Raw genomic sequence first — 22223 nt, 5'->3', positions numbered from 1 at the left:
CACACGCCGGCGGCCAGGCTGAGGGCCGCTGACTGACGACGGCTCACATGCTGACGACGAAGTCCTCGGCCATCCGGTCCGGCCGCTGCCGGGGCGCGCCCGCCGCGCGGCCGACCGCGACGGCACCCATCGGGTCCCAGTCCCGCGGCAGCCCCAGCACCTCGCGCACCACGTCGCGGCAGAACATGGTGGAGGAGACCCACGCCGACCCCAGCCCCTCCCCGGCCAGCGCGACGAGGAAGTTCTGGATGCCGGCGCCGCCCGCGACCACGAACATCTCCCGCTCGGCGGCGGCCCTGCGCGAGTCCGGATAGTCGTGCGAGCCGTCCATCACCAGGCAGGGCACGGCCAGGTAGGGCGCCGCGCGCAGCACATCGCCGCGCCGTACCCGTTGGGCGATGCTCTGCTCGCTCTTGCCGTCGCGCCGCAGGTCGGCGATCCAGGCGTCCCGCATGGCATCGAGCAGCCGGACGCGGATCTGCGCCGTCTCCAGCAGGACGAACCGCCACGGCGTCGTGTGGTGCGGAGCCGGCGCGGTCACGGCGGCGGCGACAGCGCGCCGCACGGCCGCGCCGTCCACGGCCTCGTCGGTGAACTCCCGTACGGTGCGCCGCAGCGTCACCGCCTCGCGCACGGCCTCCGAAGTGCCCAGCCGGAACATGTCGTCGGCCGCGTCCCGCACCAGCGCCCGCGCGGTCTCCCCGGGGCCGGGCACCGCCTCCCCGCCCGGCGTCTCCCCGTCCGAGGGCGCGGGCAGCACATACTGGGACAGTCCGCGCACCACCGCCACCGGCAGCCCGGCGGCCTTGCCCTTCACCAGCTCACCCGCGCCGGCCAGTTCGTCCCCGACAGCGGTGACGGTCACGCCGAGCGGGTTGCCGTACATATCGACGTCGCCGCGCAGGTCCTCCAGGACCCGGACGCCCGCCGCGCCGATCGCCACATCCGTCTGGCCCACGCGCCACGGCCGCCCGAACGTGTCGGTGATCACCACGCCGACGGTGACCCCGAGGGCCTTCCGCACGCCCTCGCGAAGCCGCCGCGCCGTGCCGTCCGGATCCTCCGGCAGCAACAGCACGGTGCCCTTGGGGGTGTTGGAGGCATCGACCCCGGCAGCCGCCATGACGAAGCCGTGCCGCGACTCGACGATCCTGGCGGGTCCGCGCCGCGCGACGACCCGCACGCTCTCCGCCTCGATCGCCGTCTCCCGGTCCTCCGCCTCGACGATTCGGCCCTCGGCCTTGCTGACGATCTTCGACGTCACGATGAGCACGTCGCCGTCCGCGAGCCCGCGCCCGTCCGCCGCACCCACGGCGTCGCGGATCAGCCCGACCAGGTCGTCACCCGGCCGCACCTCGGGAATGCCGGGCAGCGCCCACACCTCGTAGGCGGGGCGCGCCCCCTCGGCGTCCATGACCGAAGCCGTCACGGCCGTACCTCCTCAGCTAGTTCGAGCGCCTGCCGGGCCATCGTCGCGGTGGCCTCCTCGTCGCTCATCATCAGCGGAACGGCACGGCACCGGATGCCGGCCTCCTCCACCGCGGCCACCGAGTCCGCGTCCACCGTGTCGATCAGCCAGCCGTCGAGCAGTCCCGAGCCGTAGTGCGTGGCGACGGCGGCGGCCGTGCTCTCGACACCCACGGCCGCCAGCACCTTGTCCGCCATCCCGCGCACCGGCGCGTCACCGACGATGGGGGAGAGGCCGACGACGGGCACGTCCGCGTCGGCGATCGCCTCCCGGATGCCGGGCACGGCCAGGATCGTGCCGATGCTGACGACGGGGTTGGACGGCGGGAAGAGGATGACGTCAGCCCCGGCGATGGCCTCCAGCACCCCGGGCGCCGGCTTGGCCGCCTCGGCGCCGACGGGCACCACCGCGTGCGCGTCCACCGAGGCCCGCAGCCGCACCCAGTACTCCTGGAAGTGCACGGCCCGGCGACCGCCCTCGGCCTCGGGGTCGTCGATCAGCACGTGGGTCTCGACCCGGTCGTCGGTCATGGGCAGCAGCCGTACCCCCGGCTGCCACCGCGCGCACAGGGCCTCGGTGACCGCGCTGAGCGGGTAGCCGGCGGCGGTCATCTGGGTGCGGACGATGTGGGTGGCGAAGTCGCGGTCGCCCAGCCCGAACCACTCGGGGCCCACGCCGTAGGCGGCCAGCTCCTCCTTGACGGCGAAGGTCTCCGCCGCCCGGCCCCAGCCCTGCTCCTCGTGGATGCCACCGCCGAGGGTGTACATCACGGTGTCGAGGTCGGGGCAGACCTTCAGGCCGAACAGATGAATGTCGTCACCGGTGTTGCCCACCACGGTGATGTCCGCGTCAGGCACCGCGGACTTGAGCCCGCGAAGGAAGCGGGCACCGCCGATGCCCCCGGCCAGAACCACAATGCGCTGCATGGGCACCAGTCTCGCAGCCCACGGCCCGACTCCGTCACCAGGCCAGGGCATCACGCGCGGTATCCGGCACCAGCGGGCAGTGCATCGGCATCTCCGTCAGCCCAGGTGAGTAGACGTGCACGCTCACGGCGGGTTCGAGTCCGTCGTTGACCACTTCGTGCACGTAGCCGGGCGCGAAGACGCGCACCGTCCCGGCGCCGAGAGCGCGCGAGCCGCGCCCGTGCTCGGTCAGCTGTCCGTCCAGGACGCCGAAGACCCCGGCGGAGGGCCCGTGGCCGTGCCGCCCGCTGCCCTGGCCCGGCAGCCAGCTCAGCAGCCACATCTCATAGCCGGGGCCGGTGCGCAGCCGGTGGTACCAGCGCACCGTCGGGTCGTAGCGCACGAGCGGCGCCCAGGCGGCGCGGTCGTCGGCGAGCTGACGGATGAGCCCGGCGAAGCCCGAGACCGTGGAGGGGTGCGCGGGGACGGGCGGGAGGAGGTGTGCGATCGCGAGCGGATCGCCCGCGATTTCGACGTCGCTGTTCACGTGCGTGAGTGCCTTCGGAGAGGAGTGCGGAGCCGTACAGAGGACGGCGGGCGTGTCGGAGGGGGAACTCAACAACAGCGACAGCGACAGGACTCCAGGACACCCGAGGCGGCGCGGGCACCGCGGCCCGCGACGGGCCCCGCGGCGAGCGGGCCGCGGGCCATGGGGAAGTCGGAGTGCACTGGCATGCGTACCAGGACAACGTTTCGATGCTCCGGTGTCAACCGGATGTCGGGTTTGCGGCCGATGTTTCACCGCATCCGGTTGCCCGGAGTGCCGGGGGGTTTGTGTGGCGCGATCCGGGAGACACGGCGCTCTGACTGCCCCGGCGCGCCGTTGCGCTTCTGTGACCGCGGCGTGACCAGGGCCATCCGAGGGGCGGCGCGGAACGTGTCCGCAGGTCACCGCGTTCTGGAGAGAGGAGCGGGGCAAAACGGCCATCTGCCTCGGGCATGTGTCATAGTTCGTGGTGATTTGAACACTTACCGCGAAGGCTTGGTTCCGCCGAGTGAATAACGGGCTCAATAGCAGATCTCGGCTTGACTGCCCCGGATCGGCACACTTGTAATTTCACTCGTGTCGTTCAAGAAGGTTCGATAACGACAGCATCACGGGAACGACAGCATCACGGGGCCGCAAAGACGGACGAGGGGCGCGCACATGACCGAGCTGTTCCAGCAACTGCTGGTCGAAGAGGCGGACGAGGAGCTGGGCTGGCAGGAGCGCGCATTGTGCGCGCAGACCGATCCCGAATCGTTCTTCCCCGAGAAGGGCGGGTCCACCCGGGAGGCGAAAAAGGTCTGCCTCGCCTGCGAAGTCCGCTCGGAATGCCTCGAATACGCCCTCGCCAATGACGAGCGATTCGGTATTTGGGGCGGCCTGTCCGAGCGTGAACGGCGCCGCCTGAAGAAAGCCGCTGTGTGAACCGGACCGGGTGAAGCCGGACCGTGCGAAGCCGCCCGGTGAACCGGACTGCGCACCGGGGTGGGCGCGATCGCCCGCGTATCCGGCACAGGTCCCGCACGGCACAGGTCACACGGGCGCCACCGAGCCCGCCCGGGACAGTTGCACGGAGACGCGGGGCAGGCGCGGGCGAGCCGTTAGTGTGGGGCCGTCCGAGACACACCACCCCCGCGGGGCGGGTGCGTCCACCGCTCCGATACGCGTCTTCCGGGAGCTTGCAGCCTTACGCGGCACCGCCGCGAGGCCCTGGCACCCCCGGGGAGGGCCCCTACCTCGATGTCCGTGCACAGCCATATGGCGGCCCACTACGAGGCGGCCACAGCAGGGTTGGCCAACTCCACACCACCCGAGTTCCCCCGGCACGTCGTCACGGCGGTGCTCGTCGCGCATGACGGCGCACGCTGGCTTCCTGACGCTCTCTCAGGTCTGCTGGGGCAAGAGCGCCCGGTGCAGAACATCATCGCGGCCGACACCGGAAGCGCCGACGACTCCGCCCAACTGCTGACCGAGGCCCTGGGCGCCGAACGCGTCCTGCACATGGCCCGGCGCACCGGATTCGGCACCGCCGTCGAAGAGGCCGTCCGTACCGCACGGGTGCTCACCCCCGAGGACCTCCCGTACCTGAAGCGGCCCAGCGGCTGGGACCCGGTCAGCCGCACCTGGCGCGACGACGCCTACGACATGCCCGAACTCCCCTACGGCGAGCCCGTGCAGTGGCTGTGGCTGCTGCACGACGACTGCGCGCCGGAGGCGGACACGCTGACCCAGCTGCTGCGCGTCGTCGATGCCGACCCCTCGGTCGCCGTCACCGGCCCCAAGCTGCGCAGCTGGTACGACCGCAGGCAGCTGCTGGAAGCCGGCGTCTCCATCGCCCACAGCGGCCGTCGCTGGACCGGCGTGGAGCGGCGCGAGCAGGACCAGGGCCAGCACGACCAGGTGCGGCCCGTGCTGTCCGTCTCCTCCGCCGGAATGCTCATCCGGCGCGATGTCTTCGAACAGCTGGGCGGCTTCGATCGCGGACTGCCGCTGATGCGCGACGACGTGGACCTGTGCTGGCGCGCCCAGGCCGCCGGACACGGCGTCTTCGTCGTGCCGGATGCCGCGATGCGGCACGCCGAGGCGGCCTCGCGCGAGCGCCGCCCCGTCGACTGTGTCGGGCGCGCCAGCCGCGGGGCCAGCCCGCACCGGGTGGACAAGGCCGGCGCCGTCTACACCCTGCTCGCCAACGCGCCCACCGCACTCCTGCCCTGGGTCCTGCTGCGGCTCGTCCTCGGTACCTTGCTGCGCACCCTGGCGTATCTGGTGGGCAAGGTGCCGGGACAGGCGCTGGATGAGGTGGCGGGCCTGTCCGGCACGCTGCTGCGCGCCGGACGGATCACGGCGGCACGCCGCAGACGGGGCAGGCCGGCCGTCGCGCACAAGGAACTGCGCCCCCTCTTCCCGCCGCCCGGCGCCACCTTGCGGGCCACGGCCGAACAGGTCGCCAGCAACTTCGGGGGCCGCTCCGAGCCGGAACTCACCTCCGGAGGGCGGCACGGCGCCGTCGAGTCCGGGCCCGGCGGCGATGACGCCGACTTCCTGGAGGTCGAGCAGTTCGCGCGCCTCAAGCGGCTCGCGCGCAAGCCGGGCCCCGTCCTGTTCGCCGTCCTGCTCGTCGTCTCCCTGGTGGCCTGCCGGGCGCTGCTGGGCGGCGGGGCACTGGCGGGCGGCGCGCTGCTGCCGACCCCCGACGGCGTCTCGGAGCTGTGGTCGCGCTACCTGGACGGCTGGCATCCGGTCGGCACCGGAGGCACCCAGTCCGCGCCTCCGTACCTGGCGATCGTCGCCACCTTCGCCACACTCCTGTTCGGCAGCACCGGCTTCGCGCTGACGCTGCTGCTCGTGTGCTCCGTCCCGCTGGCCGGGCTCACCGCCTACTTCGTCTCCCGGCCGCTGGTGGACTCCCGCCTCGTCCGTGCTTGGGGCAGCGTCGCCTACGCCTTCTTGCCCGCGGCCACCGGAGCGCTCGCCCAAGGCCGCATCGGCACCGCTGTGCTGGCCGTCCTGCTGCCCCTGCTGGCCCGCACCGGAGCGGCGGCCCACGGGCTGCGCGGCAGGCCGGGCTGGCGCGCCGTGTGGGCGTACGCGCTGCTGCTGACCCTGGCCACCGCCTTCACCCCCGTCGTGTGGCCGATCGCGCTGGTCCTCGCCGTCGCCGCGCTCGCGCTGCCCCGGGGAGAGGGCGACTCACTGGTCGCGGGCGCCCTCCGCAGCGCCGTCGCGCTGGCCTCCCCGATGCTGCTGCTGGCCCCCTGGTCGCTGACGCTGCTGGGCAGCCCGAAGCAGTTCCTCACCGAGGCCGGCCTCGACTACGGCGCCGGCGCCGCCACCCCGGTGGACCTGCTGACGCTGTCGCCGGGCGGCCCCGGCGCCACCAGCGGGCTGTTCCTGGTCGGCCTGGTGGCCGCCGGACTGGCCGCACTGCTGCGCGCCGGGCGCCAGTTGGCGGTACGCACTGCCTGGGTCGCGGCCCTCGCCGGGCTGCTCTTCGCCGGGCTCTCCAACGGCTCGGCCTGGGCGGGCCCGGCCACGCTCGTCTACGGTCTGGCGCTGCTGAGCGCCGCCGTGGTCGGCGCGGAGGGAGCCAAGGAGCGGGTGGCGACGCAGAGCTTCGGATGGCGCCAGCCGCTGGCCGCGCTGGTCGCCGCCGCGGCTGTGGCCGCCCCGCTGCTCGCCGCCGTCGGCTGGATGATCGGCGGCGCGGACGGGCCGCTCTCGCGGCGCGACCCGGTCCAGGTGCCCGCCTTCGTTGCCGAGGAGAGCGGCACCGAGGACCAGGCCCGCACGCTGGTGCTGGACGGCGGCGGGGAAGCATCCGGTGTGACGTACACGCTGGTGCGCGGCTCCGGGGCCCGGCTGGGCGACGCCGACCTCGCGGCGGCCGACGGGAACGACCAGCGCCTGGACGGCATCGTCTCGCATCTGGTCGCCGGTTCGGGCGCCGACCAGACCAGCCAGCTCGGCGGCTACGCCGTGCGCTACGTCCTGCTGCGCGACGGCGCCTCGCACCGGATGAGCCGCGTGCTGGACGCGACCCCCGGCCTGACGCGGCTCAGCCAGGCGGACGGCAGCGCGCTGTGGCGCCTCGACCAGCAGGTCTCGCGGGTCTCGATCGTCCCGGGGAAGGCGGAGAACGGCGCGGCCGGCGCGGTGACCGCGCCCGTCCCCGTCGCCGCCGGTCCGGTCGAGTCGCACGCCACGCTGCCCTCGGGGCCCTCCGGGCGCGTCCTGCGGCTCGCCGACACCGCCGACAGCGGCTGGCAGGCCACGCTCGACGGCAGCCCGCTCAAGAGCGTCACGGTCGATGGCTGGGCACAGGGATTCGAACTCCCCACCGGCGGCGGCAAGCTGGAGCTGACGTACGAGGCCCCCCTCACGCACACCCTCTGGGCCTGGGCGCAGGGCTTCTTGCTGCTGGTCGTCCTGGTCCTCGCACTGCCGGGCCGCCGCCGCGACATCGACGACGACCTGCCGGAGGAAGAGCCCGTACCCGAGCAGCCCGTGACGGGCGAGGGCCGCAGGGCGCGCAGGCTGCGCGCGGCAGCGGCGGCGGAAGCGGCCGAGGCACAAGGCGGCGCTCAGGGCCCCGACGGCACTGACGCCCCTCATCCGGACGGCGGCGAAGGCCCGGAGCATCCGGACACCGGAAACCCGCCCCTGCCCACCGTGCCGGGCCAGCCGCACTACGACCCCGGATACGCCGACCCGTACGAGCAGCAGCAGCCCTATGTGCCGCAGCAGGCGCCGTACGGCGGGGCGCCCTATGAACAGCGGCCCTACGACCCGTCGTACGACCAGGCATCCGGTTACGCGCAGCCCTACCAAGGCTCTTACGAGCAGCAGTACGAGCAGCAGCCGTACCAGGGCTCGTACGAGCAGTCCTACGGACAGCCGTACGAACAGGGCGACCAGATGCCCTACGAGGAGTGGCAGGCGCAGCAGTACGCGGCTCCGCAGGATCCGCAGGCTCCGCAGGCCGCGCCCGGCGCCGACGCGTACGGATACCCGCAGGACGGCTACGACGGCACGCGCGGCTATGACAACCGGTACGGCAACGGGAGCGAGCAGCAGTGAACCGCACCATCCTCAGCTTCGGGGGCGCCGTCGTCGCGCTCGCCGCCGTGACCGGGGTCGCGGCCCTCACGACCCCTGACGAGGACTCACAAGGCCCCGAGGCGGCGTCCGCAGCCGCGCACCAGCCCGTGGAGCGCTCCACCCTGGTGTGCCCCCGGCCGAGCAGCTCGGACGTCGCGGAGACCTCCTACGCCGCCTTCACACCCAAGGGCTCCGCCGCGGGCAAGAAGAAGGGCGGCGCCGAGCTCCACCCGGCCGAACTCGCCGAACCGGAGGACCCCGCCGACTCCGGTGAGAAGGACGGCAAGGGCGGCAAGGGGGACAAGAAGGGCGGCAAGGACAGCAAGGGGAAGAAGGGGGGGAAGAGCGACAAGGGCGGGAAGGGCAGCAGTCAGAAGCCCGTCGTCCCCCTCACCTCACCCGGCACCCCGGTAACCGCCGGCACGGACGATCCGGAAGCCCCGGCGCTGTTCGGCACGGCCGACGGCCCCTTCGCGCCGGGCTGGACCGTCCAGCAGACGACGAGTATCGGCGCCGGAGCCGGGCGCGGTCTGCAGGGCGCGGCCTGCACGGCGCCCGACACCTCCTTCTGGTTCCCCGGTGTCAGCACGGCGACCGACCGCCAGGACTACGCGCACCTCACCAACCCGGACGACACCAGCGCCGTCGTCGATCTTGAGCTGTACGGAAAGAACGGCAAGGAGAAGGGCGGCGCCGGTACCGGCGAGGGCGTCACCATCCCGCCCCGCTCCACCGTCCCCGTACTGCTGTCCACGCTGACGGCGAAGCCGGTCACCAACGCGACGCTGCACGTCACCGCGCGCACCGGGCGGGTGGGCGCACAAGTGCAGGCATCCGATACGAAATCGGGCGGCGACTGGCTGGCGCCCGCCGGGGAGGCCACCCCCACCGCCGTCCTGCCCGGCATCCCCGAGGACGCCACCTCCGTGCGGCTCGTCGTCTTCGCGCGGGGCGGGAAGGACGCCGACCTGAAGGTCCGGCTCGCGGGCGCCTCCAGCCTCATCAGCCCCGCGGGTTACGAGACCCTGCATGTGAAGGGCGGCATGACCACCGCCGTCGATCTGAAAGAGCTCACCAAGGGCGAGGCGGGCTCCCTGGTGCTCTCGCCCGCCGAGAACAGCTCGGATGCCGCACCCATCGTCGCCGCCGTACGCGTCACCCGTGGCAAGGGCGCCGACCAGGAGACCGCGTTCATCCCGTCCACGGCCCCGGTCGGCAAGCGCGCCACCGCGGCCGGCAACGGGAACGGGGATGCCACCTTGGCGCTGACAGCCCCGGACAAGGACACCAGGGTCCGGGTGACCGCCTCCGCGGGCAGCGGCGGCGGCAGCCCCAAGAGCACCACCCTCACGGTCAAGGCCCACACCACCAAGGCGCTCGCCCCGCCCCGCCCCGAGGGCGGCAAGGGCACCTACGCGGTGACGGTCGAGCGAGTATCCGGTGGACAGGTTCACGCGTCCCGGATGCTCGCCCGAAAGCAGGACGGCATCCCCGCCTTCACCATCCAGACCCTCCCGGACGACGGCAGCACCGTCGCCGTACCGCACTCCTCGCAGGATCTGTCGGTGCTCAACGACGACAAGTGAGGCGAACGACGACAAGCGGGACGCCCGGCGGGTGCCTGGGGGACGGGGTGCCTGGGTGACGGGGTGACGTGGCGGCGTTCCGGAGGCGGAGCCGCTTGCCGCTCCCGTCCGCCCGTCTCCCGTCCGTGCCCGCCGGGGGACCTAGTCCTGCCCGTAGCGGGGGTCTACCGACTCCGGGGCGAGGCCGAGCAGTTCGGCCACCTGTTCCACGACGACCTCGTGGACGAGCAGGGCGCGCTCGTCCCGGCTCCTGGTGCGGATCTCCACCGGCCGCCGGTAGACGATCACCCGGTCGGGATTCTCGCCGTTCCCCTGGGTGACGCGGCCGAGCGGAACGGTCTCGTCCCCCTCGGGCACCTCGCCGTTGTCGGATCTCGGCACTTCCTGGACGGCGAACTCGACGCTCGCCAGCTGTGGCCAGTGCCGTTCGAGCCGACTCACCGAATCGCGCACGAGGTCGTCGAACGCCTCGGACCTGCTGACTGCGAGCGGCACTTGGGGCGGCGCCACCGGCCCGCGCATGCCGCGGCCATGGCGGTCTCGGCTGCGGGGCCGCGAATCGGACCGGCGCGGCGGTACGGGGCTTTCCATCGTCTCCGAGCCTAGCCCTCAAGGCGCCCCGCGCGAGGCCCGACGGGCCCCGCGGGCCGTTCCGCCTCCGGCCGAGCCGCCGCCACGGAGACCGGAGGGTTCCGTTCCGTCGCCGCCCCGCGTTCTCCCGGTCTCGGCTCCCGTTCCCCGCCGCACATCCTCACCCTCGTGTCCCGCCCGCCCCGCCCGCCCCGTCGCCTTCGCGTCGTCCTCCGCCGTAGCCGGTTCCGTCTTCTTCCGGGCGCCCTCCGCCGCCTTCCTGTCACCTTGATGACGGAACGTGGCATGAATTTTTTCCGTGCCGAGGCCGCAGGAGACCGACCTATGACCGGAACCTTCCGATTCATGGTTCTGCCCGGTCTCCGGTGGCCCCTCGTGAAGCGCCGGGAGCCGCCGTATCGCACCGCAGAGCGCGTCTTTCAGCAGATCAGGCGTTTCCGGCGAACCCGGACGACACGGCAGAGTGACCTCATGAAGAGTCGTCGCAGCCCGCTCAAGAGTGCGGTACGGTCCAACGTCGTGAGCCCTGTACGTCGCTGTTCGCGCACCGCTTGCGGTCGTCCCGCCGTCGCGACGCTGACGTACGTCTACGCGGACTCCACCGCCGTTCTGGGCCCCCTCGCCACCTACGCCGAGCCGCACTGCTACGACCTGTGTGCCGAGCACTCGGAGCGGCTCACGGCGCCGCGCGGCTGGGAGGTCGTCCGGCTCGCCATCGACGCCGCCTCGGCCCGCCCCAGCGGCGACGACCTCGAAGCGCTCGCCAACGCCGTGCGTGAGGCCGCCCGTACGCCGCCCCGCGAACAGCGGCCCTCCCGGAGCGCCACCGACGCGCTCAGCGGGCCCGACGGACGCGACGCCGACCCGATGGAGGTCGCACGGCGCGGCCATCTGAGGGTCCTGCGCTCCCCGGAGCCGTAACGGTCCGGCTGCCGGGTCGTGGTGCTCACCCTCTTGGGTAGATTTGGGGCTCGTTGACGGCTGACAACCCCAGGAGAGTGCTCGCTGTGGCTGATCTGTCCCAGATCGTAAAGGCGTACGACGTGCGCGGAGTCGTGCCGGACCAGTGGGACGAGGCGCTCGCCGGACTGTTCGGTGCGGCCTTCGTGCGCGTCACCGGCGCCTCGGCCATCGTCGTCGGGCACGACATGCGCCCCTCCTCACCCGGCCTCGCGCGGGCGTTCGGGCAGGGCGCGGCCGGACAGGGCGCCGACGTCACCGAGATCGGGCTGTGCTCGACCGATCAGCTCTACTTCGCCAGCGGATATCTCGGCCTGCCCGGCGCCATGTTCACCGCCAGCCACAACCCCGCCCGCTACAACGGCATCAAGATGTGCCGCGCCAGCGCCGCTCCGATCGGCCAGGACACCGGTCTCGGCGAGATCCGCACGCTCGTGGAGGAGTGGTCGGACGCGGGAGCCCCGGTGGCCGACGGGCCCCAAGGCGCCCTGACACAGCGGGACATACTGCGGGACTACGCGGAATACCTGCGCGACCTGGTGGACCTCTCCGGCATCCGGAGCCTCAAAGTCGTCGTGGACGCGGGCAACGGCATGGGGGGCCACACCGTGCCCACGGTCTTCGAAGGGCTGCCGCTCGAACTCGACGCCCTGTACTTCGAACTGGACGGCACGTTCCCCAACCACGAGGCCAATCCGCTCGATCCGAAGAACCTGGTGGACCTCCAGCGTCGTGTCCGCGAGACCGGCGCCGACATCGGCCTCGCGTTCGACGGTGACGCGGACCGCTGCTTCGTGGTGGACGAGAACGGCGACCCCGTCCCCCCGTCGGCGATCACCGCACTGGTCGCTTCCCGCGAACTCGCCAGGGTTCCGGGCTCCACGGTGATCCACAACCTCATCACCTCCTGGTCGGTCCCCGAGGTCGTCAAGGAGTGCGGCGGGACGCCCGTCCGCACCCGGGTCGGCCACTCCTTCATCAAGCAGGAGATGGCCGCCACCGGCGCGATCTTCGGCGGTGAGCACTCGGCGCACTACTACTTCCGCGACTTCTGGAACGCCGACACCGGAATGCTCGCCGCCCTGCACGTCCTGGCGGCCCTCGGCGGCCAGGACGACACCCTCTCGCAGCTCGTCGCCCGCTATGACCGCTACGCCGCCTCCGGCGAGATCAACAGCACGGTGGACGACCAGGCGGCCCGCGCAGCGGCCGTCAAGGAGGCGTACGCGGGCCGGGAGGGCGTGGAACTCGACGAGTTGGACGGCCTGACCGTCACGGCCGAGGACTGGTGGTTCAACCTCCGCCCCTCCAACACCGAGCCGCTGCTGCGGCTGAACGTGGAGGCGCGGGACGCGGCCACGGTCGAGCGGGTCCGCGACGAGGTCCTGGCCCTCGTCCGCGCCTGAGCGCCGGGCGGCGTCCGCGCCTGAGCGCCCCGGACGTCTGTGCCCGGGCATCCGGTCGCTCGCGTCTGCCGGCCCGGCCGGTTGCGCGCCTGTTCGGCCGGGCGTCCGTGCCGCGGGATCCGGGGGACGGCTCACCGGGGCGCCGAGGCGCCGGGGCGCGGGCCACCGGGGTCCGCCTCTCGCGGGGCGGGCCCCGGGGCATGTCCTCGATGGCATGGGCCCCGGGCCCCGGCGGTACCCTGACCGCACAGTCAGCCGTTCGTCCAGGAGGAAACCACATGCCGCTCGAAGCCGGACTCCTTGAGATCCTCGCCTGTCCGGCGTGCCACGCGCCGCTGCGTGAGGAGGGCGACGAGCTGGTCTGCACCGGGGAAGCGGAGTGCGGCCTCGTGTATCCGGTACGCGACGGCATTCCCGTGCTCCTGGTGGACGAGGCACGCCGGCCCTCCTGAGCCCGAGCCTGAGCCCGAGTCCTGCCCACCGGACCGGGCCCCTGACTCACCGCCGCACCAGGAGACACCGGCCTCACCAGACGCCGCCTTACCAGACGACGCTGCCCAAGGCAGCGAGCGGAGGCTACGGAAGATGCTCGACGAGTCCCTCCTCGACGCCCCCGAGGCCCTGGCGCGGGCCGACGCCCTGGGCCTGCTGCGCGGCGCGGCCCAGGCCGGGGCCCGCGTCCGTACAGCGCTGCGTCAGGCCACCGAAGCGGGCCTGGGCAAGCTCCAGCCCGACGGCCGCCCTCGCGCGCTCCTGGTGGCCGGTCCCGGGCCCGCGACCGCCTGTATCGCCGACGTGCTCGGCGGTCTCACCAACGGCGCCCTCCCGGTCACCCGACTGCGGCCCTCCGGCGCGCTGGCCGCCTCCGGGGCGCTGCGCTGGTCGCTGCCCGGCTGGGCGGGTCCGCTCGACCTGCTGCTGCTCGTCACGCCGGACGGCACCGAGCCCGGCCTGACCGCGCTGGTCGAGCAGGCGTACCGCCGAGGCTGCACCGTCGTGGCCGTCACACCCTCCGGCGTCCCGCTGGCCGAGTCCATCGGGGAGACCAGGGGGCTGGCCGTGCCGCTGGCCCCCGGCCCGCACGCGATCTACGCGTCCCCGGACCTGCCCTCGCACCCCGCCGAGCCCACACGACCGGATGCCGCGGATATTCCGCGCGCACCGGATGCCGGGTCGAACGACACTGTCCCGCGTGACGCCGCGCTGAGCGACGCGGCGCTGAGCGACTCCGGGCCGGGCCACCGAGCGGGCGGGGAGAGCACGCGGCATCCGACGCAGCCCGGGGAGGGCCTGCCGAGCGCGGCACCCGGCACGTTCTGGGCGCTGCTCACCCCGCTGCTCCTGCTCACCGACCGGCTCGGCCTCGCGCAGAGCGGGCCGTCCGCCATAGAGGCGCTCGCCGACCGCCTCGACACGGTCGCCGAGCGCTGCGGCCCCGCCATCGCCCCCTACAGCAACCCGGGCAAGACCCTGGCCGCCGAACTGGCCGGTGCCCTCCCGCTGCTGTGGAGCGAGGGCGACATCGCGGGCGCCGCGGCCCGCCACTGGGTCGCCGCCCTCGGCGCGCTTCCTGGGAGGCCGGCGCTGGCCGCCGAACTGCCCGAGGCCATGACCTCGCACGGAGCGCTGCTGTCGGGATCCTTCGCGGCGGGCTCCACCGAGGACGACTTCTTCCGCGACAGGGTGGCGGAGCCCGAGTCCCTGCACGCCCGAGTCGTCCTGGTGCGCGACTCCCCGCCCGGGGCGGACTCGTCGGCCGTCGCGGCCCGCGACCTCACATACGCCCATGACACGCCGCTGAGCGAGCTGGAGCCGGCCGAGGGCAGCAGCGCGCTGGAGGCCGCGGCCGAGCTGATCGCCACTGCGGATTTCGCCGCCGTTTACCTCACGATCGCCGACAGCGACTCCCCTTGGGCGTGACCTCCGGGCGGTGACGGAGCTGGAGGGGTACGGCGGTGTCGCACGCAGGCGGGAACGGCCCCGCCTGCGAATCGTCGTCCTCGAACACCCACCGCACGCCCCTCGCGCCCCCACCGCACGTCCGCTGAACGCCCGTTGAACGCCCGCGAGCACGACAGGAACGCACTTCCATGGACCGTCTGGAGAACACCGTCAGGCCGTACGCCTGGGGCTCCACCACCGCCATCCCCGAACTCCTCGGCGAGGAGCCCACCGGCGAGCCACGCGCGGAGCTGTGGATGGGCGCCCACCCCGGAGCGCCCTCCCGCATCGACCGGGGCGGGGGCAGCACACCGCTCTCCGAGATCATCGCCGCCGACCCGGAAGGGGAACTGGGCGCCGACAGCGTGCGCGGCTACGGGCCGCGGCTGCCGTTCCTGCTCAAGCTGCTCGCCGCCGCCGCGCCCCTCTCGCTCCAGGTGCACCCCGACAGCACGCAGGCCGCCGAGGGGTACGCCGAGGAGGAAGCCCGCGGGGTGCCGCTCGATTCTCCGGAGCGCAACTACAAGGACGCCGGCCACAAGCCCGAACTGATCTGCGCTCTCACCCCGTTCGAGGGCCTGTGCGGCTTCCGGGCCCCCCACGAGGCCGCCGCACTCTTCGAGGGCCTCGGCGTGAACGGACTGAAGCCCTTCGCCGACATCCTGCGCGCCCGGCCCGGAACGGAAGCCCTGCGCGAGGTGCTGACGGCCCTTCTCACGGCCGAGAAGGACGAGATGGCGGAGACCGTCACGGAGGCGGCGGAAGCGGCGGCCCGGCTGGCCTCCGGCCCGTCCGGCCTGTCCGGTCCGTCTGCCGGGAGTGAGGGGGCGGGCCTCCAGCGGGAGTACGCCACTTGCGCGGACATCGCCCGTCACTACCCGGGCGACCCCGGAGTCCTCGCCGCCATGCTCCTCAACCACGTGAGCCTGCGCCCCGGAGAAGCACTCTTCCTGGCGGCGGGGGTCCCGCACGCCTACCTCAGCGGACTCGGCGTGGAGATCATGGCCAACTCCGACAACGTCCTTCGCTGCGGCCTGACCCCCAAGCACGTGGACGTGCCCGAACTCCTGCGCATCGTCCGGTTCGAGCCGACCGACCCGGGCATCCTTCGCCCCGAAGCCGACGACACCGACGGCGAGGAAATCTACGACACTCCGGTCGGCGAGTTCCGGCTCTCCCGTTTCACGCTGGTATCCGGTGCCGCCCCGCACATGCTGCACGGCCCGGCCGCGCAGATCCTCCTGTGCACCGGGGGAGAAGCAGCGCTCCAAGGGGACGACAGCGCCGAAATCACCCTCGCCCCGGGCCGGTCCGCATATGTGCCAGCAGGCGAGCGAGTCCGGATCTCGGGTGACGGTACGCTCTTCCGCGCCACAGCGGCCGTCTGACACAGCGGCTGACCCCAGCAGGAAGGGACCCCCAACTCGTGAGTGCATCAGGCGGTACGAAGGCGATCGTCGCGGCGCTCGGCGCCAACTTGGCCATCGCGGTCGCCAAGTTCGTCGCCGCGGCCTTCAGCGGCTCGGCCTCGATGCTGGCGGAAGGCGTCCACTCGGTCGCCGACTCCGGGAACCAGGGGCTCTTGCTGCTCGGCGGAAAGAAGGCCAAGAAGGAAGCCAGCGAGGAGCATCCGTTCGGATACGGACGGGAACGCTACATCTACGGCTTCCTCGTCTCCATCGTCCTGTTCACCCTCGGCGGGGTTTTCGCGCTCTATGAGGGCTACGAAAAGATCAGCCACCCCCACCAGGTCGAACACTGGTACTGGCCGGTGGGCGTGCTCCTGTTCGCCATCATCGCGGAGTCGTTCTCCTTCCGCACGGCCATCCGGGAGTCCAACGAGATCCGCGGCAAGCTCGGCTGGGGCCAGTTCATCCGCCGCGCCAAGGCGCCGGAGCTGCCCGTCGTCCTGCTGGAGGACTTCGGGGCCCTGGTCGGCCTCGTACTCGCCCTCGGCGGCGTCGGGCTGGCGCTGCTGACCGGCAACGGCGTCTGGGACGGCGTCGGCACGATGTGCATCGGCGCGCTCCTCGTCGTCATCGCGATCGTGCTCGCGGCCGAGACGAAGTCCTTGTTGCTGGGCGAGTCCGCCGACCCGGCCGAGCGTGACCGCATCCGCGAGGCCCTCGTGGACGGCGAGACCGTCACCAGCGTCATCCACATGCGCACCCTGCACCTCGGCCCCGAGGAACTGCTGGTGGCCGCCAAGGTGGCCGTACAGCACGACGACACGGCCGAGCAGGTCGCCAACGCCATCAACGCGGCGGAACAGCGCATCCGCGAAGCCGTGCCGATCGCCCGGGTGATCTACCTGGAACCGGACATCCTCCGCGCCCCCGGTGCGGAGTCCGTCCAGGCATCCGGTGCGTCAGAAGGCAACTGAGCCCGCCCGCCCCTCTGTTCACCCTGCCGCCTGCCCGTCCCGCCGCCTCCCTCACCCCGGAAGACTCCGGCCGCCCCGCGTCCAGCGTGGGGCCGGCCGGAGTCTTCCGGCTTGTGGAGCAGCCGTAGAGAGCAGCAGCAGGCGTCAGCGGATTTCAGCGAGTATCCGGAGCGCCGCATCCTCGTCGGCCGCATCCAGCAGCCGGGTCCGGAATCCGGGGTCCACCAGCTTCCGGGAAAGCAGCGCCAGGATCCGCAGATGCTCATCGCCCGCGGCGGCCTCCGGCACCGCGATCATGAAGACCAGCCGTGCCTTCGTGCCATCCGGAGCGCCCCACTCGATGCCTTCCGGCGCCCGCGCGAACCCGACCACCGGAGCACTCACCGCGTCCGTCTTCGCATGCGGAACGGCGACCTCCTCGCCGAGCCCCGTCGTGCCCTGCTCCTCCCGGGCCAGCGCCGCCCGGACGAGCGCCTCACCGTCCTTCACCTTGCCGCTGCGGCCGAGCACCGCCGCCATCTCCCGTATGGCGGCCTCTTTGCCGCCCGCCGACAGCCGGTCCGCGACCGTCCGCGCCGTCAGATACCCGGAGAGCACCTCGGGCTGCTCCGCCCCGACAGCCACTGCCGCCGCTTCCCCGGACTCGCGCGCCACCTCCGGCACCCCGCCGCCGTCCGGCTGCCCTCCCGAGCGGCCGTCCGGTACCCGCCCCGCGCGCCGCTCTCCCACGGTCATCAGCGCGACCGTGGTCAGAGCCGTAACCGCCGTACCAGCGACGACGGCGAAGAAGAAGAGCGCCACGCCATCGACTGCCCCGAGCACCGCGACGATGGGCCCACCGTGCGGCACGTTGTCCCCGACCGAGGCGATTCCGGCGACAGCGCCCGCGACGGCGCCGCCGAGCATGTTCGCCGGGATGACTCGCGCGGGCCGGGCCGCCGCGAACGGGATGGCGCCCTCGGTGATGCCGAAGAAACCCATGAACAGCGCCGCATACCCTGTCTCACGCTCCTGCCCGGAGAACAGCCCGCGGCGCACCAGGGTCGCGAGCCCCTGGCCCAGCGGCGGCACCGGAATCGCCGCCGCGCACATGCCCATCACCTCGGGGCTCTTGGAGACCAGGCCCGCGCCGAACAAGAACGCCGTCTTGTTGACCGGGCCGCCCATGTCGAACGCGATCATCAGGCCCAGTACGACGCCGAGCAGCGCGGCACTGGCGCCCGTCATGCCACCCAGGAACTCGGTCAGACTCTCGAAAACCCAGGAAATCGGTCGCCCGATGACGTAGATGAAGAACAAACCGAGCGCAGAAGTGGCCACGACCGGGATCACGATGATCGGCATGATCGGCCGCACGAACCGCGAGACCGGCACGAGCTTTATCCAGCGGACCAGATACCCGGCGAGGAATCCGGTCACGATCGCCCCGATGAAGCCTGCTCCCGACTTGGAGTCGTACAGCTCACCGGTGTTGGCGATCCAGCCGCCGATCATCCCCGGAACGAGCGCCGGCCGGTCTCCGATCGCGTAGGCGATATAGCCGGACAGGATCGGCACCATGAGCTGGAAGCCGATGGTCCCGATGTCGTTCACATGCTTCCAGAAGCTGTCATCCGGGATCACCAGCCCGCCATCGGCCTGCGGATGCCCGCCGAGAGCGAGGGAGACGGCGATCAGCAGTCCGCCGACAACGACGAACGGGATCATGTACGAGACCCCGTTCATCAGCGCCTTGTAGCCCGCGCTGCGCTCCCGTCCCTTGGCCCCGGCAGGCCCACGGGCACCGGACGCACCGGACGCACCGGGTGACGATCCGCCGCCCGCGCCGCCATCTGCGCCCCGGCCCTCTCCGGCGGAGGCAGACCCGGAGGCGGAGTCGGGGCCGGGCGAGGACGATCCGGAGCCCCGGTGGACGGGTGCCTCGCGCACCCTGTCGATCAGCCCGCCCGGATCGCTGATGCCTTCCGAGACTCCGGTGAACAGCAGCCGCTTGCCCTCGAACCTGCTGAGGTCCACATCCTTGTCCGCGGCGATGATGATTCCGTCAGCGGTCTTGACATCGTTGTCAGTCAAGACGTTCTCGGCCCCGATGGAGCCCTGGGTCTCTACCTTCATGGCGACGCCCCGCCCCTTGGCGGCCTGGGACAGCTTCTCTGCCGCCATGTACGTATGAGCAATACCCGTGGGGCAGGCCGTGACAGCGAGCAGTTTCAGCCCCGGCTCGGGCGGAGGCGTCGCCTCGTCGTGGGGGTGTGCAGGACTGGTCACGTGGCAACTCCTCGTTCGGCCGGTGTGGTGGGGGATGTGATCAATGTTTCGTACGAGCCGGCAGTGGCGTCGAGGCAGTCCGCAACTGCACCGAATCAACGCGCAGTCCGGCGCGCAAGCGGCCGAAAACCGCCCCAGTGTCGCCCTTGCTGTGACCCGAGGCAATCCGTTCGACTGGACGGGCGGTGTAGATTCGTAGAGCCAGACGTCGCTGCTGATGGCGGTCGGGCGGTCCGCCCAGCGGGCCACCGAGGGAGAGAGGGCCTCCGACGGACTGAGCTGCGAGCAGGGGACGAGTGTGCCCGGAAAGAATGCGCGCCTCCGCGCGTCCGGTCACCACACCGCCCCGCGCCGCAGCACGGACCAGTCAGCCACACTCTCGACTTCGAGGAGCAGCTCGCAATGACGACGACCTCCACGACCGGCCAGGACTTCAAGGTCGCGGACCTCTCCCTGGCGGCCTTCGGCCGCAAGGAGATCACGCTGGCCGAGCATGAGATGCCCGGCCTGATGGCGATCCGCAAGGAATACGCCGCACAGCAGCCCCTTGCCGGCGCACGCGTGACCGGATCGTTGCACATGACGGTGCAGACGGCCGTGCTCATCGAAACCCTCGTCGCCCTCGGCGCCGAGGTCCGCTGGGCCTCCTGCAACATCTTCTCCACCCAGGACCACGCCGCGGCTGCCATCGCCGTCGGCCCCGAGGGCACCCCGGAAAACCCCCAGGGCGTGCCGGTCTTCGCCTGGAAGGGCGAGACCCTGGATGAGTACTGGTGGTGCACCGAGCAGGCCCTCACCTGGCCCAACACCGCCACCGGCGGCCCGAACATGATCCTGGACGACGGCGGCGACGCCACCCTCCTCGTCCACAAGGGCGTCGAGTACGAAAAGGCCGGTGCCGCCCCCGCGGTGGACACCGCCGAGAGCGACGAGCACCGCGTCATCCTCGAACTGCTCAACCGCACCCTGCGCGAGAGCCCCCAGAAGTGGACGCAGCTCGCCTCCGCGATCCGCGGCGTCACCGAGGAGACCACCACCGGCGTCCACCGCCTCTACGAGATGCAGCAGGCCGGCTCGCTGCTCTTCCCGGCGATCAACGTCAATGACGCCGTCACCAAGTCGAAGTTCGACAACAAGTACGGCTGCCGCCACTCCCTGATCGACGGCATCAACCGCGCAACCGACGTACTCATCGGCGGCAAGACAGCCCTGGTCTGCGGCTACGGCGATGTCGGCAAGGGCTGCGCCGAGTCCCTCCGCGGCCAGGGCGCGCGCGTCCTGATCACCGAGGTCGATCCGATCTGCGCGCTCCAGGCAGTCATGGACGGCTACCAGGTCGTGACACTGGACGACGTCGTCGAGACGATCGACATCTTCGTCACCACCACCGGCAACAAGGACATCATCATGGCCTCGGACATGGCCAAGATGAAGCACCAGGCCATCGTCGGGAACATCGGCCACTTCGACAACGAGATCGACATGGCCGGCCTCGCGAAGATCGACGGCATCGTCAAGGACGAGGTCAAGCCGCAGGTGCACACCTGGACCTGGCCGGACGGCAAGACGATCATCGTCCTCTCCGAGGGCCGCCTGCTGAACCTGGGCAACGCCACCGGACACCCCTCATTCGTGATGTCCAACAGCTTCGCGGACCAGACGATCGCCCAGATCGAACTCTTCACCAAGCCCGAGTCCTACCCGACCGACGTCTATGTGCTGCCGAAGCACCTGGACGAGAAGGTCGCCCGCCTCCACCTCGACGCACTCGGCGCCAGGCTGACGACGCTCCGCCCGGAGCAGGCGTCCTACATCGGCGTCCCGGTCGAGGGCCCCTACAAGCCTGACCACTACCGCTACTGATCCGTCAGGCACAGCGGCGCTGAGCCACACCAGGCTCAACGCCCGCCAGTCGCTCGGTCTGTGAGGCCCCCGCCCCCGGGCGGGGGCCTCACAGACCCCAGCCCCCGCCGAGCGCCGGCCACCCCACGGACTTCAGCCCCACCGCACCGACCCCGGACACTCCTCATGCCCCGAGGCCGATATTCGCTTCACGACCCGCACGATCACACCCCCCTCGGCGAAGAGCACTTCCACTGCGCCACCGGCCCCTCCGGCTGGCGCTACGTCTCCCAACTCACCACCCCCACAGGCGAACACACGGGATCCGTCGATCTCACCCTCGACGAACTCGGCCGTCCCCTCCGGCTCGAACTGCACGCCGCCAACTGGCAGGTACGCGGCGCGGCTCTGCACGGGGTCACATGGGTACGCACCGACCCCACGGGCGAGTACGCCCAGGAGGGCAACGTCGCCGCTCACTCCTTCACCGGGGCTTCCCCCGCATTCCTCATCGCGACATCGCGACTGCTGCGCTTGGCTCCTGGCGACAGAGCCACCCGCGTCCGCCTTGTCGCCCTCACGCCCCCCGTCCTCGCACCCCGCACTCTCGACCAGTCCTGGGCCCTGCTGAAAACCGAAGCACACACCACTGACACTGCCCCCCTCGTCGTGGAGGACTACCAGGTCAACGACCTGGAGACGGGCGAACAGCATGCCGTGCACCTAGCCGGTGACGTCGTCCTCGCGGCCCCCGGCATCGAACTGGAAGACCTAGAGTCCCCGCCCTCGGCCTTCACCTGAGCCCCGAAGCCGCGCCCCGACAGCCCGTCGGGGTCCCCCGCGACCTGCTTGATGTGCGAAGGGGGCCGACAACCTGCTACTGTCCTCTTCGCCCCAGAAAACCGTTGACACGGCAGACTGTGGGTAGTAGATTCCAACAGTTGCCTAGAGCTGGACGAGCTCGGCAGCAACAGTTAGTCTCTCTTCTGCTTCATACAAAGAAACCGGTAACGGTATTCCTTTGAAAGAAGCGCCCCGATCTTCTAGCAGATTCGATCTGATAGAGTCGGAGACACCGAAAGGGAAGCGCCCGGAGAAGCCAGTGAGATGGTTTCGAAGGAAGCGTCCGTTCCTTGAGAACTCAACAGCGTGCCAAAAGTCAACGCCAGATATGTTGATACCCCGATCTGCCGGGTTTCCGGTGGGTTGAGGTTCCTTTGAAAAAGTCC

The 22223-nt window shown here is 71.6% G+C and carries 17 protein-coding genes; 11 read left to right on the top strand and 6 right to left on the bottom strand.

Translation table 11 applies throughout. The annotated features are described in order from the left end of the window. Positions 1–43: 43 nt before the first annotated feature. The 3 genes from ABD339_RS17535 to ABD339_RS17525 are packed head-to-tail and all read right to left on the bottom strand — an operon-like array spanning position 44 to position 2920. Positions 44–1414 (bottom strand): coenzyme F420-0:L-glutamate ligase, encoded by a 1371-nt coding sequence (locus tag ABD339_RS17535; RefSeq protein ID WP_344567462.1) that lies wholly within the window; start codon positions 1412–1414, stop codon positions 44–46. A gap of 11 nt (positions 1415–1425) precedes the next feature. Continuing rightward, entirely contained in the window at positions 1426–2394 is a 969-nt protein-coding gene (gene cofD, locus ABD339_RS17530; RefSeq protein ID WP_344567096.1) for a 2-phospho-L-lactate transferase, read from the bottom strand. A 34-nt stretch (positions 2395–2428) separates the two neighbouring features. Next, on the bottom strand, positions 2429–2920 hold the full coding sequence (locus ABD339_RS17525) for a cysteine dioxygenase (protein ID WP_344567094.1): 492 nt from the start codon (positions 2918–2920) through the stop codon (positions 2429–2431). Between the two features lie 660 nt (positions 2921–3580). Here ABD339_RS17525 and ABD339_RS17520 point away from each other — a divergent pair. The 3 genes from ABD339_RS17520 (at position 3581) to ABD339_RS17510 (ending at position 9603) form a co-directional block, all read left to right on the top strand. Beyond that, positions 3581–3844 carry a WhiB family transcriptional regulator gene (locus ABD339_RS17520; protein ID WP_004952403.1) on the top strand — a complete coding sequence of 88 codons (264 nt, stop codon included), beginning with the start codon at positions 3581–3583 and terminating at the stop codon, positions 3842–3844. A gap of 315 nt (positions 3845–4159) precedes the next feature. Then, complete coding sequence (locus tag ABD339_RS17515; protein ID WP_344567092.1) at positions 4160–7996, top strand: glycosyltransferase family 2 protein; 3837 nt, start codon at positions 4160–4162, stop codon at positions 7994–7996. Continuing rightward, complete coding sequence (locus ABD339_RS17510) at positions 7993–9603, top strand: DUF5719 family protein (RefSeq protein ID WP_344567090.1); 1611 nt, start codon at positions 7993–7995, stop codon at positions 9601–9603. Before ABD339_RS17515 ends, ABD339_RS17510 begins: the two co-directional genes overlap by 4 nt. Positions 9604–9744: 141 nt before the next feature. Here ABD339_RS17510 and ABD339_RS17505 read toward each other — a convergent pair whose 3' ends face one another. After that, on the bottom strand, positions 9745–10194 hold the full coding sequence (locus ABD339_RS17505; RefSeq protein WP_344567088.1) for a metallopeptidase family protein: 450 nt from the start codon (positions 10192–10194) through the stop codon (positions 9745–9747). A gap of 471 nt (positions 10195–10665) precedes the next feature. Between ABD339_RS17505 and ABD339_RS17500 the strand changes: the two genes are divergently transcribed. From ABD339_RS17500 to ABD339_RS17475, 6 genes are all read left to right on the top strand, one after another. Next, positions 10666–11115 (top strand): DUF3499 domain-containing protein, encoded by a 450-nt coding sequence (locus tag ABD339_RS17500; protein ID WP_344567086.1) that lies wholly within the window; start codon positions 10666–10668, stop codon positions 11113–11115. Positions 11116–11201: 86 nt separating this feature from the next. Next, positions 11202–12560 carry a phosphomannomutase/phosphoglucomutase gene (locus tag ABD339_RS17495; protein ID WP_344567084.1) on the top strand — a complete coding sequence of 453 codons (1359 nt, stop codon included), beginning with the start codon at positions 11202–11204 and terminating at the stop codon, positions 12558–12560. A 278-nt stretch (positions 12561–12838) separates the two neighbouring features. Further along, a complete protein-coding gene (locus ABD339_RS17490; RefSeq protein WP_344567082.1) occupies positions 12839–13012 on the top strand; it encodes a Trm112 family protein in 174 nt (57 codons plus the stop codon). Positions 13013–13145: 133 nt separating this feature from the next. Then, positions 13146–14480: an SIS domain-containing protein gene (locus ABD339_RS17485; RefSeq protein ID WP_344567080.1), complete on the top strand. Its 1335-nt coding sequence runs from the start codon at positions 13146–13148 to the stop codon at positions 14478–14480. Between the two features lie 170 nt (positions 14481–14650). Next, entirely contained in the window at positions 14651–15889 is a 1239-nt protein-coding gene (manA, locus tag ABD339_RS17480) for a mannose-6-phosphate isomerase, class I (protein WP_344567078.1), read from the top strand. A 38-nt stretch (positions 15890–15927) separates the two neighbouring features. Continuing rightward, the gene (locus ABD339_RS17475) at positions 15928–16884 is read left to right on the top strand and encodes a cation diffusion facilitator family transporter (RefSeq protein ID WP_344567076.1); all 957 of its coding nucleotides are present in this window, start codon (positions 15928–15930) and stop codon (positions 16882–16884) included. Between the two features lie 144 nt (positions 16885–17028). On the opposite strand, the gene ABD339_RS17470 is transcribed toward ABD339_RS17475, so the two are convergent. Further along, positions 17029–19152 (bottom strand): fructose-specific PTS transporter subunit EIIC, encoded by a 2124-nt coding sequence (locus ABD339_RS17470; RefSeq protein ID WP_344567074.1) that lies wholly within the window; start codon positions 19150–19152, stop codon positions 17029–17031. A gap of 402 nt (positions 19153–19554) precedes the next feature. Here ABD339_RS17470 and ahcY point away from each other — a divergent pair, with 402 nt between their 5' ends. Both ahcY and ABD339_RS17460 read left to right on the top strand, forming a co-directional pair. Next, positions 19555–21015: an adenosylhomocysteinase gene (gene ahcY / locus ABD339_RS17465; protein ID WP_344567072.1), complete on the top strand. Its 1461-nt coding sequence runs from the start codon at positions 19555–19557 to the stop codon at positions 21013–21015. A gap of 165 nt (positions 21016–21180) precedes the next feature. Then, a complete protein-coding gene (locus ABD339_RS17460) occupies positions 21181–21795 on the top strand; it encodes a hypothetical protein (RefSeq protein ID WP_344567070.1) in 615 nt (204 codons plus the stop codon). Positions 21796–22037: 242 nt separating this feature from the next. Here the strand turns inward: ABD339_RS17460 and ABD339_RS17455 are convergent. Beyond that, a partial coding sequence (locus tag ABD339_RS17455) for a hypothetical protein (protein ID WP_344567068.1) occupies positions 22038–22223 on the bottom strand: 186 nt, incomplete at its 5' end.

Source organism: Streptomyces axinellae (assembly GCF_039532135.1).
Taxonomy (GTDB): Bacteria; Actinomycetota; Actinomycetes; order Streptomycetales; family Streptomycetaceae; genus Streptomyces; species Streptomyces axinellae.
This window is presented reverse-complemented; position numbering and strand designations above follow the sequence as displayed.

What these genes read in the sequence shown, in the direction of transcription:
- ahcY (WP_344567072.1), top strand. Translation starts at nt 19,555, where the DNA reads ATGACGACGACCTCCACGACCGGCCAGGACTTCAAGGTCGCGGACCTC.
- manA (WP_344567078.1), top strand. Translation starts at nt 14,651, where the DNA reads ATGGACCGTCTGGAGAACACCGTCAGGCCGTACGCCTGGGGCTCCACC.
- ABD339_RS17520 (WP_004952403.1), top strand. Translation starts at nt 3,581, where the DNA reads ATGACCGAGCTGTTCCAGCAACTGCTGGTCGAAGAGGCGGACGAGGAG.
- ABD339_RS17535 (WP_344567462.1), bottom strand. Translation starts at nt 1,414, where the DNA reads ATGGACGCCGAGGGGGCGCGCCCCGCCTACGAGGTGTGGGCGCTGCCC.
- ABD339_RS17490 (WP_344567082.1), top strand. Translation starts at nt 12,839, where the DNA reads ATGCCGCTCGAAGCCGGACTCCTTGAGATCCTCGCCTGTCCGGCGTGC.
- ABD339_RS17485 (WP_344567080.1), top strand. Translation starts at nt 13,146, where the DNA reads ATGCTCGACGAGTCCCTCCTCGACGCCCCCGAGGCCCTGGCGCGGGCC.
- ABD339_RS17515 (WP_344567092.1), top strand. Translation starts at nt 4,160, where the DNA reads ATGTCCGTGCACAGCCATATGGCGGCCCACTACGAGGCGGCCACAGCA.
- ABD339_RS17500 (WP_344567086.1), top strand. Translation starts at nt 10,666, where the DNA reads ATGAAGAGTCGTCGCAGCCCGCTCAAGAGTGCGGTACGGTCCAACGTC.
- ABD339_RS17505 (WP_344567088.1), bottom strand. Translation starts at nt 10,194, where the DNA reads ATGGAAAGCCCCGTACCGCCGCGCCGGTCCGATTCGCGGCCCCGCAGC.
- cofD (WP_344567096.1), bottom strand. Translation starts at nt 2,394, where the DNA reads ATGCAGCGCATTGTGGTTCTGGCCGGGGGCATCGGCGGTGCCCGCTTC.
- ABD339_RS17460 (WP_344567070.1), top strand. Translation starts at nt 21,181, where the DNA reads ATGCCCCGAGGCCGATATTCGCTTCACGACCCGCACGATCACACCCCC.